This window comes from Bhargavaea sp. CC-171006 (assembly GCF_009761675.1).
Classification (GTDB): domain Bacteria; phylum Bacillota; class Bacilli; order Bacillales_A; family Planococcaceae; genus Bhargavaea; species Bhargavaea changchunensis.
Map to the genome: position 1 here is coordinate 146,239 of NZ_QUZH01000003.1, position 13,704 is coordinate 159,942.

A 13,704-nucleotide genomic window follows, 5' to 3' on the forward strand; every position below is an offset into this window, starting at 1 on the left:
TCCATTAGTTCCAGATTCCGCTTTCGTCAATCCGTCGAAGTGTGTCTTCATTGTCTTCTGCAAGAATGGTCACATGGCCCATCTTGCGGTTGTGCTTGGCCTCGGCCTTGCCGTAAAGGTGGATGGACCAGTCCGCCTGGTCCGGGATTGCATCGAGAACCGGTGCGACGTGCTGGCCGAGCAGGTTCACCATCACCGCCTGGCGGTGAAGCTCCGGCGTGCGGAGCGGCCAGCCGCAGATGGCCCGGATGTGCTGGCCAAACTGCGAAATCGTGCATGCCTCGATCGAATAGTGGCCCGAGTTGTGCGGGCGCGGCGCGAGTTCGTTGATGAGGATGCTGCCGTCATCCAGCACGAACATCTCAACGGCCAGCGTCCCGATCAGATCCAGGTGATCTGCGATCTGTCCGGCTGCCGTGATGGCGGCTTCGGCCGTCCGGTCACCAATCCGTGCCGGGACGATCGTCTCGTGCAGGATATGGTTTTTGTGGATATTCTCCTGGACCGGCAGGCAGCGGGATTCCCCGTTCGTGCCGCGCTGGATGATGACCGAGATTTCCATTTTGAATGGGATGAACTTCTCGGCCACGCATGCGGAATGGACGAACAGTTCTTCCGCTTCGGTAAGCTCGGACGCCTCTTTCAGGATGACCTGCCCCTTGCCGTCGTAACCGCCCCGTGCGGTCTTCACGACGCACGGGAAGCCGATCTCCCCGATGCGTTCCTTGAGCTCCGCGAAAGTCTGTGCTTCCACATAAGGCGCGACCGGTGCCCCCGCTTCGCGGATCGCCGCTTTTTCCGCGATCCGGTCCTGGGTGATGCGGATGATTTCCGCGCCCTGCGGCACGTACGCCTTCTCGGTCAGGCGCTTGAGCCCTTCGTAGTCGATATTCTCAAATTCAAAGGTGATGACGTCGCTCACTTCCGCCAGGCGGTCGAGTGCTCCTTCGTCGTCATACGGCGCGACAATTTTCACGTCGGCCACCTGGCCGGTCGGGGAGTCTTCCGCCGGGTCGAGCACCGCGATGCGGAAACCCGCCTCCTTGGCGGAAAGGGCCATCATCCGTCCCAGCTGTCCGCCGCCGATGATTCCGATTGTCTGTCCGGGAAGAATCGTGGTCATACGAGATCACCTGTGCTTTCAATGGATTGTTCTGCGAGCCGGCTGCGACGCTCCTGAATGCGTCCACGGAGCGCTTCGTCATGCACTGCGAGCATCTGAGCCGCAAACAGGCCGGCGTTCGTTGCGCCGGAGTCGCCGATCGCCATCGTGGCGACCGGGACGCCGCCCGGCATCTGGACGATCGAGAGAAGCGAGTCCATGCCGCTCAGCGCGTGCGATTTGACCGGCACGCCGATGACCGGGACAAGCGTTTTCGCCGCGACCATTCCAGGCAGGTGGGCGGCGCCCCCCGCTCCCGCGATGATCACTTCGATGCCGCGCTCCTGTGCCTGTTCGGCATAGGAGAACATCTCATCCGGCGTACGGTGCGCGGAGACGACCTTCTTCTCGTATCCGACTTCCAGTTCATCCAGGATGTCGCATGCTTTCTTCATCGTCTCCCAGTCGCTTTTGCTTCCCATGATGACACCCACTTTCACGTCCATTGCAATCGCTCCTTCCGGCAGTTTGCCGCCAATAAATAAAAGCCCCGAATAGACTGCTTCCTATTAATAGGAGGAAAGCAGTCGATCCGGGACCTGAACATGTTCAGATAAGACGGTTGCGTCACGATGGTTTCCATGCTTCGCACACCTTCCGTTCCGAGTCCTGTAATCCGCTTTCCCGCATAGTCCCGGCATTACGGTGCCGGGCTAGAGACTCCGAGGCCGATTCCTCGGGATATATGGGGAATGTTCTTTACGTGTTTCATTTTAACAGCGGTTTTTCATGAAGTCAACGCAATAACCGAACAATAAATTTTATTCCCACACAAATCGTTCGTATTTATCCCCAATCTGCATGAAAGCGCTATCCATCTTACACAATCTTCTGAGCATAAAAAATCCCGGTGCCGAAACACCGGGATCTGTTTATGATTCTTCCATTCGGACGCCCTTGAAACGGATGCGCTGGCGGACGGGAACGGGCTCACCGTTCCGCTCCTCAAAGACCGGCTCTTCCTTTCGGCCTGCGGCCATGTAGCCTTCCTTTTGCATGCGTTCCAGGCATTGTTCGATCGTCTCGCCTTCCTGCACTTCATACCAGACCGTCTTTTTGCTCATTTGAACAGCTTCCCTTTCCGTACCTGTTTCACCCAGAAGCCGCCGTGGATGTTTCGGGCTTCATACGTGATGATGAACGCTTTCGGATCGAGTTCCTTGATCAGCATGTACAGCTTCAGCTCATAGCGCTTCGGCGTCAGAATCTGCATCGCATGTCGTGCTCCGTCGCGTCCGTTCGCTTCCCAGTCGGTGATGCCGTAGCCTTTCTCCCGGATCGCCCGGACCATCTTGCGCTCAATGTCTTCCGTAATGACATTGACCATGACATAGCCGAGGGCGAGCTTTTCTTCAATGATGGAACCGATGATGACGCCAAGCCCAAAGCCCAGTGCATAAGCGATCAGGTTCTCTATTTCGTTCAGATTATCCAGAACCAGGCCAAGTCCGACCACGTAAATGACCATCTCGATCACGCTAAGCCCGGCAGCCGCATAGCGGTAGCCCTTCATCGTCAGTATGAGCCGGATGGTATAAAATGTTACATAAACGACGTTGATCGCAAAGATGATCAGCACCATCGTCATATGAATCATCCTTTCTCGCTATGTACAGATGCCACTCATCTTATCGGAACTGTCCCGCATGGACAAGGGCACAGATAAAAAAACGCTCCTCCGCCGGCTGACGGAAGGAGCGGCTTATTCATCATCTACCCTGTACAAACACGAAATACGCAACAAAAATCAGCAACAGGCCGTACATGATCGGATGGATCTCCTTACGGCGGCCCGCCAGGATCATCGTAATCGGGTAGAAGATGAACCCGACGGCGATCCCCGTTGCGATCGAATAACCAAGCGGCATCATGATGACCGTGAGAAATGCCGGAACGGCGATTTCAAACCGGTTCCACTCAATATGGCCGAGTGCCGACACCATCAGCACACCGACGATGATGAGTGCAGGCGCCGTGACAGCCGATGTGATGACTGACAGAAGCGGATAGAACAGCAGCGAGACGAGGAACAGGACACCGGTGACAACGGCCGCGAACCCGGTCCGGGCACCGGCCGCAACTCCCGCGGTCGACTCGACATAGGAGGTCGTCGTCGATGTTCCGAAAATCGCACCGGTTACCGTTGCAAGAGAATCCGCAAGAAGAGCCTTGCCGGCGCGCGGCAGCTTGTCGCCCTTCATGAGTCCGGCCTTCTGTGCGACGGCAATCAGAGTGCCTGCCGTATCAAAGAAGTCGACGAACAGGAATGTCAGGACGACGACAAGGAACTGGATGGTCATGAGTGATGCAGGATCGTTCATGAGCGGCTGGAACGCAGCACCGAATGTCGGGCTCACATCCGGGATGGATCCGACAACACCATCAGGGAGCGGAACAACCTTGAAAATCATGCCGACAACCGCAGTGATCAGCATCCCGAAGAAGATGGCACCTTTCACATTCAGCACCATGAGGCCGACTGTCAGTACCAGGCCGAATATGGCGAGCAGTGTTGTCGGCTGCGACAAGTCGCCAATACCGGTAAGTGTCGCGTCATTGTTTGCGATAATGCCTGCATTCTGGAAACCAAGGAAGGCGATAAAGAGTCCGATTCCCGCCCCGACCGCAAACTTCAGCTGCGCCGGAATGGCATTGATGATCATCTCACGTAGTCCCGTCAGTGACAGGATGATGAAAATGATTCCTGAGAACAGGACACCGGTGAGCGCTGTCTGCCAAGGAATGCCGTACGTGAGGATGACGGTATAGGCGAAGAACGCATTCAGCCCCATCCCCGGTGCCAGGCCGATCGGATATTTGGCGATGAGCCCCATAAAGAGAGAACCGACGGCTGCCGCGAGCGCGGTAGCGACGAAGACCGCTCCCGCATCCATGCGCATGTCCGCCGGAAGGTCCGGAACGGACTCAAGCGACAGCGTAAGCGGGTTGACGACAAGGATGTACGCCATGGACAGGAACGTCGTCAGGCCGCCGATGATTTCGCGGCGGTAGTTCGTGCCGAGCTCATCGAAATTGAAAAAGTTTTTCATGAGTGCCTCCATTTTTTCCGCCTTGCCGAAAATAGGAAAAGGGCATGCAACAATCTGTCGCATGCCCTACCGGAAAGGAGGCGCACCAAATGCAGAAAATGCAAATAAGCACGCCCCCGATCGTAGTCGAGCCATTTACGGCGGCTCGGTAGAAACTTCCGGACCCTATCTCCGGTATTATACGACGGGTGAAATTATGTTTGATGATAAAGAGAGTATAGCGGAATAATGATAAAAGCGCAATAGAAAACGAACATTACCCAATATTGACAGGGCAATGTTCGTTTTTTGGTAACTCTTTCATGTAGCTGCGCGGGCCAGCCCCTCGGGGTCATAAGTCAGCCGGCTTCGCGAGGCAGGCCTCGCAGCACCGTCTGCCTTATGCCTGTCGGGGCTGATCGGCCCGCTCCGCTTTTGTTTCATCCAGCTCCGGGCGGCAGAGGCTCGGGGTCACAAGCCGTTCTTCTCTGCGAGGCAGGCCTCGCGCCGCAGATCGTCTTGTGCCTGTCGCCTCTGGCAGCCGCCCTCCGCTTTTGTTATTCCCATTCAATCGTTGCAGGCGGCTTGCTCGTGACGTCGTAGAGGACGCGGTTGATGTGGTCCACTTCGTTCACGAGGCGCGTGCTGATCTTCTCGAGCACGTCCCAAGGGATGCGCGCCCAGTCGGACGTCATGCCGTCGATCGATGTGACGGCGCGGATGCCGATCGCGTAGTCGTACGTGCGCTCGTCGCCCATGACACCGACACTGCGGATGTCCGGGAGCACGGTGAAGTACTGCCAGATGTCGCGCTCGAGGCCGGCTTTCGCGATTTCCTCGCGAAGGATAAAGTCGGATTCACGAACGATTTCCAGCTTTTCTTCCGTGATTTCGCCCAAGACACGGATGCCGAGGCCCGGTCCAGGGAACGGCTGGCGCCAGACGATTTCATCAGGCAGGCCGAGTTCCGAACCGAGCGCCCGCACTTCGTCCTTGAAGAGCGTGTTCAGCGGCTCGATGAGCTTGAATGTCATGTCTTCCGGCAGGCCGCCGACGTTGTGGTGGGACTTGATCGTCTGTGCGGTCGCGGTGCCCGACTCGATGATGTCGGTGTAGAGCGTGCCCTGCGCGAGGAAGTCCATGTCTGTCAGCTTGGCAGCTTCCTCGTCAAACACATAGATGAACTCGTTACCGATGATCTTCCGCTTTTTCTCCGGATCCGATACACCGGCCAGCTTCGAAAGGAAGCGCTCCTGCGCATCAATCTTGATCACTTTCATATCGAACTTGCCGACGAACGTCTCCATGACGCTGTCCGCCTCGCCCTTGCGCAGCAGGCCGTGGTCCACGAACATGCACGTCAGCTGGTCGCCGATCGCACGATGGATGAGGGCCGCGACGACGGAGGAGTCCACCCCGCCGCTCAATGCGCAGAGAACCTGCTTGTCGCCGACTTCCTGGCGGATTTTTTCGATTTCAAGCTCAATGAAGTTGCCGATCGTCCAGCCGCCTTCCGCCTTGCAGATGCCGAATACGAAGTGGCGGAGCAGGTCATTGCCGTTGACGGAGTGACGAACTTCCGGGTGGTACTGAACCGCGTACATGCCGCGGGACGGATCTTCCATTGCCGCAATTGCGCAGCTCGGGCTTGTCGCCACTGTCGTGAAGTTTTCAGGAACTGCCGTGACGTGGTCACCGTGGCTCATCCAGACAATCTGGTCGGATGGCTGGCCTTCGAACAGACTGGCACCTTCTTTGACGTTCATTTCCGCTTTGCCGTACTCGCGGCGGGATGATCTTTCAACCTTGCCGCCGAAGTGATGGGCCATGAGCTGCATGCCGTAGCAGATGCCGAGCACCGGGATGCCGAGGTCGAAGATGGCCGGGTCGACGGTGAAGGCCGTTTCGCCGTAGACCGAGTTCGGGCCGCCGGAGAAGATGATGCCGGCCGCGTTCATCCCTTTGATGTCTTCTGCGGTAACGGTGTGAGGGTGAAGCTCGGAGTAAACGCCGAACTCACGGATGCGGCGGGTGATGAGCTGGTTGTACTGGCTGCCGAAATCGAGGACGACAATCTTTTCCTGTTCCAGCAAGAGGGATTCTGCAGACACGTGTATTCCACCTTTTCCTGTCGGACCGGGTCAAAATAAAAACGCGCAGAAAAAGCTTCCGCGCGTTCTCATCTCCATCCAAAAAGCGGATGCCCCGTGCACGCACGTATAGCATCCGCCTTCATAGACAGGCCATTTACGGCGGCCTGGTAGAGACATCCGGACCATATTTCCGGACTTATATGAGGGCGACCCGGTCTATCCGATTTTTAGTCAGTTTACCCTTTGCCGCCCCGAAAATCAACCGATGGTCCTGTTGATTAAATTTTCCCAACTTTCCCGTACAGCCCTTTCCTCCCGGATTGCGTCACGGCCGCCGTAAACGATCGCTTCGTACGCCTCGGTCAGCCTCATCATGTCGGTTCCGCCAAAGTGCGCATCCACTTCTCGCGCATAAGCAGACAGCGTCTTGCCGTCCTCCTTCGGAAGGCCGTAGCGCCGGAGCCTGCCGAGCAGCCTGGCATATGCCCGCTCAAAGCCTTCCCTGTCGAGGCTCCGCTTCCGGAATCTCGCCACCATCACCCTTGGCAGCCACTTGTCCCGCAGAAGGAAAGCGGCAATTGCTGCCGCCGCGAGCAGGGCGAGCACGGTGTAGATCGCGCGGCTGTTTTCCGAGATCAGGTCTCCGAGGGATTTCCAGAATCCATCACCTTTTGCTGCAGCCGGTTCTTCTTCCTCTTCGGGCTCCTCCGGCTTGGCCGACTCTTCCATCTCCTGCGTTTCCTGTTCGGTCATTTCATCCAGATCGAGGTCGTAGTCGATGCCGCCTGCGCCGTCAAAGCCGATTGTCGGTTCGAACGGCATCCAGCCGACACCTGGCATGTACGCTTCCACCCACGAGTGGGCGTTGTTGTTCGTCACTTCAAACTGGCGGCCGGCATCACTGCGGCCGATTTCCTCACCTTCATTAAAGCCCTTGACCCAGCGGGCCGGAACGCCTGCCGAGCGGAGAAGGACGACCATTGAAGTCGAGAAGTGGTCACAATAGCCGCGCTTCGATTCAAACAGGAAATGGTCGGTGAAGTCCTCCCCGGTTCCCGGAGAAGCCACGTTTGCCTGGTCATACACGAAGCCGTTCTGCCTGAAGTACTGCTCGACCGCCCTCGCCTTCCCGTAAAGCGTCTCTTCCCTGCCCGTGATTTCAAGCGCCAGGTCATGGACGCGCTGCGGCAGGCCGTCCGGCAACTGCAGGTACTGGTCGAATTCCCCTTGAGGAAGCGTGTCCGGTGCCGTATTCCGGAGAGCGGTCAGGCTGTATGCCGGCTCATCATAAGTGACGATGTACGCATCAAGTACGGCAGGCGCATTGTTCACAAACGGGATGACCTTTCCGGTTCCGGCTTCCTGAAGAAACTCGGTCCCTTCAGGTCCGGACGATGAAATGGCCCCGTACGGCCGGACGATGAATTCAAAGTCCAGCTGCATCGACAGGTTTGCCGTATCTTCACCGCGGGTCGTCCCGGCAAGAAGCGGCTCGTCGATCGGACGTCCCTCCCCTACCGGAAGCAGTTCCTGCTCTTCGGAGGAATGGATCCAGCCGCGCGACGTGTAGGTGTCTTTCGTCTCGACTTTCCAGTACTGGCCCCGCTGCGCCGTCGCCTCAAATACAACGGTATTGTCTCCGACAAACGGCCCGCCGAGCATCGAATCGTCCTCGCCATAACCGATCTTGCCGGCATCGCGGCCGAGTCTGTCGCCCGCCCCTTCGGCAAACGACTTGATGAACGGTACCGGATCAGGCCAGGCCGGCTCGGACTTCGGCAGGAATTGGCTTACTGCCCCGGCTGCCGTGACCAACACAAGCAGCGGGATCGTCATCAGGAGGAACGCCGGCAGACCCGGACGCTTTTTCTGCCTGTCCGCCAGCTTCGCGAGGAACGTGAGGCCGAGCAGCAGGAAACCGACGACGAGGATACGGATGATTGCCTCATCCGCACTGTACGGGCTGAATGTGTCCAGCACCGTGATGAAGACTACCGTCATTCCGTAGAAAATGAGGACCGACATCTTCAGATTGATCCAGTATTGGATCAGATAGGAAGCCATCCAGAGCAGCGCGAGAAACAGCACCGTCCGGAACGGGTCAGTGATTCTGCCGAGCTCTCCCGTAACGAGAAGCCCTGCGTTCTGGAGAAGGTCTCCCATGAAAAACATCACGGACGAGACAGGAGTCAAAGGTCCGTCCATATGGGCATGGGCGACGAACCAGACGGCATAGACCACCTTCACAGGCCCCGAGATCCACCAGGGCACACCGAAAAGCGGAAAAGCGAAGCAGAGTCCGACGAAGATCACAAAGAGCGCGAGGTGCCCCGCCCCGGTCAGTTCGATGATCGGCAGAAGCCACTCCCTGATGAGGAGGACCACCAGAACATAGATCAGGCCAAGAAACAAGCGGTCGACCGATTTCTGGTTCATCTGCGCACACCTCCCCTTTCCGGATCCCCGAATTCCCGTTCCGTGACAAACCGGACGTCAAATCCGGCGGCAATGGCTGTGCGCGCAGTTTCAAGCGCAGCGCGTCCCGGGTGCTCACCTTTTCCGATGACGGAAAAGAGGATGCCGCCCGATGCCTGCCGGGCTTCCCGCAGAAACGCGGTCACCCAAGCCTCCGTAAGCGGACCCGTGATGACCGTCATCGTGCGGGCCGCTGCAAGAGCGCGGCTGCCCGCCGGCGGAAAGTGTCCGCCTTCAGTTGAAGGGCTGAACCGCGCCAGATGCAGCATCGCCGACCTCAGGCTTTCCGGTCCTTCCACACGGGGGATGGCCACGCCCGACTCGCCGAGACTCAGGAAGCCCGCGGCCGAGCGTGTTTCGACGGATTTTTTCAGGATGGACGCCGCAAATCCGACCTGCTCTTCAAATTGTGGTGAGGGCGAGCCGTCCAGGACGAGTAGAAGGTCTTGTGCCCGCCTGTCTTCAAGCTCTTTGGAATGAAGCTCCCCCGTCCTTGCGAACGCAGGCCAATGAATCCTCGACAGCCGGTCCCCCGGCTGGTAGTCGCGGATTCCGGTTGCGACTGATGATTCCTTCACGGAAGCGAAGGTGGCCGCCGCACTGCCCCGCTCTTCGGAAGCATCTGACGGCACCTCCCGCATGTCGGTCACCTTCGGCAGCACGGTGATGGTCTGGCGGAGCGGAATGAACCTGCGCTTGCGCATCCAGCCGAAAAAGTCCGCCGTCTCAATCTCGATCCCTTCCAGCACATGCTCACCGCGCTTTAGCGGTTCTGTCTGATAAACCCATTCCTTCCTTCTGCGAAACCCCCATATAAACAAAGTCGACGGCATCGGAATCTGCGTTGCACTTCCGGCAACTTCATTGACGGAGACATAGAGAAGCGGGAACATGAACCGCCGCCCGAGGCGCACAGCCGATTGAAGGGAACCGCCGTAAGCAATCTCCCTGCGGCTCACCTCCCGCTCTGCGGTAACAGCCCGCAGCGGATAGATGTACAGGAAAATCCCGTAGAGAGCAAACGGCAACACCATATAAAACACTGTCCAGCTGACAACACCGCCCTGGAACTGGGCATAGGCAAATGCTCCCCCCAGGACGGTTGCGATTCCGATGAGGCGGAGAAGCGGCCCCGCCTTGCGGAGAAATGCCTTCATCGCGCGCCGGCTCTCCTGACCGGGACCTTCGTTCTCGTAACGATTCGCTCCACCAATTCTTCCGCATCGATACCCTCATAACGGACCTCCGGCTGAAGGATCATCCTGTGGCTGAACACATACGGGGCGAGGTGCTGGATATCATCCGGCAATACATAATCACGGCCTTTGAGGAAAGCAAGCGCACGCCCCGCACGCATGAGCGCAATCGATCCGCGCGGGCTGACGCCGAGCCGGATATCCGGGCTTTTCCGGGTGTTTTCGGAAAGATCGACGATATAGCCTTTAACGGTGTCATCCACCGCCACCTCAGCCGCCCGGATGCGGATGTCGCGCAGTTCTTCAAGTGAGATGACAGGCTCGATCCGGTTGATCGGCGGCTGCTTTTCCGCGCGTCTCAGCACTTCCACTTCGTCCTCGCGGCCTGGATATCCCATCTTCACTTTCAGGAGGAACCGGTCAAGCTGTGCCTCCGGAAGCGGATATGTGCCTTCATGCTCGATCGGGTTCTGCGTTGCCATGACGAAAAACGGATCAGGAAGTGCCAGTGTGCGTCCATCAACAGTCACGGAAGCTTCTTCCATCCCTTCCAGAAGGGCTGACTGCGTTTTTGGGGACGTCCGGTTGATCTCATCGGCAAGGACGATGTTCCCCATGATCGGACCCGGACGGAACTGAAACTCCATCTCTTTCGGATTGTAGATCGAGACGCCGATCACGTCGGACGGCAACAGGTCCGGGGTAAACTGGATGCGCTTGAAATCGGCCCCGACGGACCGTGCCAGCGCCCGCACCATCATCGTTTTCCCGACACCCGGCACATCCTCCAGAAGCACATGTCCACCTGCGAGAAGGGCGACCACGCTCAGTTCCGCCACCTCTCGTTTCCCGATCATTACTTGTTCGATATTTTCAATGACTTTAAGCAGTTTTCGGTGTTCCTCCACTATCGGGTTCCCCCTGTCTGTATCCGGTTTCCCGGCCGTCTGCTGGAAATTATATAGTCTGTTTTCAGTTTAGTTGATGGCCGGTCATGGGTCAATCTGAGGAGGTTCAAAAGGAGGATGATAGGGTGACAAGTGGTGTGTCGGGTCGATTGACGAAACTGGAACGCCGAATGACGAGATTGGGAGCATGAATGACGAAACCGGACTCCCGAATGACGAGACCGGGAGCCCCAATGACGAGACCGGCGCTCAGGACTCCCCGCTCTTCCTGTAGATCGAATAAACCCGCCGGCACTCAGCCCGGCGGGTTCCTATCGAATTCAGTTTCTCCAGAAATCGTCATATACCGTAATCGGCAAATGACGCTTGTGACGGGAGTTCATGTAGTAGTTTTCCAGTTTCGCCTGGGCTTCCGGAGAAATCTTCTTGCCTTCCAGGTAGTCGTCGATGTCATCGTAGGTGAGACCGAGGGCGACTTCGTCCGGAATCGCCGGGCGGTCCTCCTCGAGATCGGCGGTCGGAACCTTTAGGTAAAGATGCTCCGGGCATCCAAGCTCCTTCAGCAAAGCCCGGCCCTGTCGCTTGTTCAGGCGGAAAAGCGGAACAATGTCAGCCGCTCCGTCCCCGAACTTCGTATAGAAGCCGGTGATCGCCTCAGCTCCATGGTCGGTGCCGATGACAACCGCTTTTTTCATTGCGGCGACGGCAAACTGGGCCTTCATCCGTTCACGCGCTTTCTCATTCCCCTTCACGTAGTCGGAAAGGGGGACGCCCGCTTCAGCCAATGCTGCCGCACTTGCGTCTACGGCAGGCTTGATGTTGATCCGGTATGACTCGGACGGGGAAATGAACGCCATCGCGTCATCGACGTCCTTTTCGTCAAACTGTTCGCCGTATGGAAGGCGGATCGCATGAAATTTGTAGCGGTCCGTGCTTTCCTCCTCGTTCAGCTCGTCCACAGCCATCTGGGCAAGCTTGCCGGCGAGCGTAGAGTCCTGCCCGCCCGAGATTCCGAGCACAAAGCCTTCCAGAAACGGATGGGCACGCGCATAGTCTTTCATGAAATCAACAGACAGGCGGATCTCCTGCCGCGGGTCAATCTCGGGTTTCACTTTCAGTTCTCGGATAATCTCTTCCTGCAGTGTCATGTTGCTTCTTCCTCCTTTATTTCAGGCAGGGGTCAGCCTTCCGCTCCGTTTGTCTGGAATTCGCGGATCCGATCCTGGACTTCGTGGATATTCCGCATCTTGTTGTCCCAGCACTTCTGGCTGAGGTCCACCGGGTATTCCTCCGGGTTGAGCGAGCGCTTGTACTCATCCCACAGCAGTCCGAGCTGGCCACGGGCAAAGGCCACAATTTCCGGAAGCTGCGGGAGATCATAGACGATTTCCCCTTCACGGACAACATGTTGATGAAGGTTCACCGCTTCGAAGTTCGTCACGAACTTTGAAATGAATGTGTGGACCGGATGGAACATCTTGATGCGATCTTCCTCTTCCGGGTTCTCGTCCCACATCGTGATGTAATCGCCTTCCGCCTTGCCGTTTTCCCGGTCTATGATCCGGTAAACTTTCTTGAGGCCAGGCGTCGTCACCTTTTCGGCAGTCGAGGAGATCTTGATGCGATCCTCCAGAACGCCTTCCTCGTTCTCGATTGCGACGAGCTTGTACACCGCACCGAGTGCAGGCTGGTCGTAAGCGGTGATCAGCTTTGTGCCGATGCCCCACTGGTCAACCTTCGCCCCCTGCATTTGCAGGTTCATGATGGTGTATTCATCGAGGTCATTCGAGACGATGATCTTAACATCCTGGAAGCCTGCCTCGTCCAGCATGCGGCGGGATTCCTTCGACAGGTAGGCGATGTCGCCGCTGTCGAGGCGGATTCCGATAAAGTTGATCTTGTCGCCAAGTTCCTTGGCCACACGGATCGCTGTCGGGACCCCGATCTTGAGTGTGTCGTACGTATCCACGAGGAACACACAGTCCCTGTGCCTGCGTGCATATGCGTGAAACGCTTCATATTCGCTCTCGTAGGCCTGCACCATCGAATGGGCATGCGTCCCCGCGACAGGAATGCCGAACAGTTTCCCGGCGCGGACATTGCTCGTCGCCTCTACACCGCCGATCACGGCAGCACGGGCACCCCAGATCGCTGCGTCCATCTCCTGGGCACGGCGCGAGCCGAACTCCATGACGACATCATTTTTTACGACCTGCTTGATGCGGCTCGCTTTTGTAGCGATCAGCGTCTGGTAGTTCACGATATTCAGCAGTGCGGTCTCGACCAGCTGGGCCTGGATCAGCGGTGCCTCAACACGGATGATCGGCTCATTGCCGAAAACAAGCTCCCCTTCGACCATCGAGTACACATCCCCCGTGAACCTCAGGTCTGCCAGATACGACAGGAAATCATCCTTGTAGCCGGCATTGTCCCGAAGATAGGCCAGATCGCTTTCCGTGAAGCGGAACCCCTTCAAGTATTCCAATACCCGTTCCAGCCCGGCAAACACCGCGTAACCGTTGCCGAACGGCAGCTTGCGGAAATACAGATCGAATATCGCCCGCCGCTCATGGACACCGTCCGCCCAGTACGTCTCGGCCATATTGATCTGATACAAGTCGGTATGGAGCATCAGACTGTCGTCTGCGTAATTCGTAGACACAAGCATCCCTTCTTCCACGTTCAGAATTTACACTAACTATACATTAACATGAATATACCCTGCCACAACCCGGTGCAACCACGGGCGTTTTGTGGCATTTGACCGGTGATTTTAGGTAATGGCAAACAAAATAAGAAGAGGAGCCTCCGTTGGTGAAGGCTCCGGAACGTTCAGTACAG

11 protein-coding genes and 3 riboswitches are annotated in these 13,704 nt (G+C 57.3%); all 11 genes read right to left on the reverse strand.

All coding sequences use genetic code 11. The features are described 5' to 3' along the window. Positions 1-4: 4 nt before the first annotated feature. Positions 5-1,123 carry a 5-(carboxyamino)imidazole ribonucleotide synthase gene (gene purK, locus DZC51_RS01100; protein ID WP_157293510.1) on the reverse strand — a complete coding sequence of 373 codons (1,119 nt, stop codon included), beginning with the start codon at positions 1,121-1,123 and terminating at the stop codon, positions 5-7. Continuing rightward, positions 1,120-1,608, reverse strand: a complete 489-nt coding sequence (purE, locus tag DZC51_RS01105) for a 5-(carboxyamino)imidazole ribonucleotide mutase (RefSeq protein ID WP_157293511.1) — start codon at positions 1,606-1,608, stop codon at positions 1,120-1,122. Before purE ends, purK begins: the two co-directional genes overlap by 4 nt. 163 nt (positions 1,609-1,771) lie before the next feature. Continuing rightward, positions 1,772-1,871, reverse strand: a riboswitch (purine riboswitch). Between the two features lie 163 nt (positions 1,872-2,034). Next, on the reverse strand, positions 2,035-2,226 hold the full coding sequence (locus DZC51_RS01110) for an NETI motif-containing protein (RefSeq protein ID WP_157293512.1): 192 nt from the start codon (positions 2,224-2,226) through the stop codon (positions 2,035-2,037). Then, positions 2,223-2,750, reverse strand: coding sequence for a DUF2179 domain-containing protein (locus DZC51_RS01115; RefSeq protein ID WP_157293513.1), 528 nt, complete (start codon positions 2,748-2,750; stop codon positions 2,223-2,225). Before DZC51_RS01115 ends, DZC51_RS01110 begins: the two co-directional genes overlap by 4 nt. Positions 2,751-2,871: 121 nt before the next feature. Next, the gene (locus tag DZC51_RS01120) at positions 2,872-4,212 is read right to left on the reverse strand and encodes an NCS2 family permease (RefSeq protein ID WP_157293514.1); all 1,341 of its coding nucleotides are present in this window, start codon (positions 4,210-4,212) and stop codon (positions 2,872-2,874) included. Positions 4,213-4,315: 103 nt separating this feature from the next. After that, positions 4,316-4,417, reverse strand: a riboswitch (purine riboswitch). Positions 4,418-4,748: 331 nt separating this feature from the next. Next, positions 4,749-6,302, reverse strand: a complete 1,554-nt coding sequence (gene guaA / locus DZC51_RS01125; RefSeq protein WP_157293515.1) for a glutamine-hydrolyzing GMP synthase — start codon at positions 6,300-6,302, stop codon at positions 4,749-4,751. Between the two features lie 104 nt (positions 6,303-6,406). Continuing rightward, positions 6,407-6,508, reverse strand: a riboswitch (purine riboswitch). Between the two features lie 34 nt (positions 6,509-6,542). Further along, positions 6,543-8,720 (reverse strand): DUF4129 domain-containing transglutaminase family protein, encoded by a 2,178-nt coding sequence (locus DZC51_RS01130; RefSeq protein WP_157293516.1) that lies wholly within the window; start codon positions 8,718-8,720, stop codon positions 6,543-6,545. Further along, the gene (locus DZC51_RS01135) at positions 8,717-9,916 is read right to left on the reverse strand and encodes a DUF58 domain-containing protein (RefSeq protein WP_157293517.1); all 1,200 of its coding nucleotides are present in this window, start codon (positions 9,914-9,916) and stop codon (positions 8,717-8,719) included. The genes DZC51_RS01130 and DZC51_RS01135 overlap by 4 nt, the downstream gene beginning before the upstream one ends. Then, positions 9,913-10,863 carry an AAA family ATPase gene (locus DZC51_RS01140; protein ID WP_255448096.1) on the reverse strand — a complete coding sequence of 317 codons (951 nt, stop codon included), beginning with the start codon at positions 10,861-10,863 and terminating at the stop codon, positions 9,913-9,915. Before DZC51_RS01140 ends, DZC51_RS01135 begins: the two co-directional genes overlap by 4 nt. A 320-nt stretch (positions 10,864-11,183) precedes the next feature. After that, positions 11,184-12,011, reverse strand: coding sequence for an ammonia-dependent NAD(+) synthetase (nadE, locus tag DZC51_RS01145; RefSeq protein WP_157293518.1), 828 nt, complete (start codon positions 12,009-12,011; stop codon positions 11,184-11,186). Positions 12,012-12,043: 32 nt separating this feature from the next. Beyond that, on the reverse strand, positions 12,044-13,525 hold the full coding sequence (locus tag DZC51_RS01150; RefSeq protein WP_157293519.1) for a nicotinate phosphoribosyltransferase: 1,482 nt from the start codon (positions 13,523-13,525) through the stop codon (positions 12,044-12,046). Positions 13,526-13,704 lie beyond the last annotated feature (179 nt).

Coding starts and splice junctions, on each gene's coding strand:
- purK (WP_157293510.1), bottom strand. CDS start 1,123: ATGACCACGATTCTTCCCGGACAGACAATCGGAATCATCGGCGGCGGA.
- DZC51_RS01135 (WP_157293517.1), bottom strand. CDS start 9,916: ATGAAGGCATTTCTCCGCAAGGCGGGGCCGCTTCTCCGCCTCATCGGA.
- DZC51_RS01130 (WP_157293516.1), bottom strand. CDS start 8,720: ATGAACCAGAAATCGGTCGACCGCTTGTTTCTTGGCCTGATCTATGTT.
- nadE (WP_157293518.1), bottom strand. CDS start 12,011: ATGACACTGCAGGAAGAGATTATCCGAGAACTGAAAGTGAAACCCGAG.
- DZC51_RS01115 (WP_157293513.1), bottom strand. CDS start 2,750: ATGACGATGGTGCTGATCATCTTTGCGATCAACGTCGTTTATGTAACA.
- purE (WP_157293511.1), bottom strand. CDS start 1,608: ATGGACGTGAAAGTGGGTGTCATCATGGGAAGCAAAAGCGACTGGGAG.
- DZC51_RS01120 (WP_157293514.1), bottom strand. CDS start 4,212: ATGAAAAACTTTTTCAATTTCGATGAGCTCGGCACGAACTACCGCCGC.
- DZC51_RS01110 (WP_157293512.1), bottom strand. CDS start 2,226: ATGAGCAAAAAGACGGTCTGGTATGAAGTGCAGGAAGGCGAGACGATC.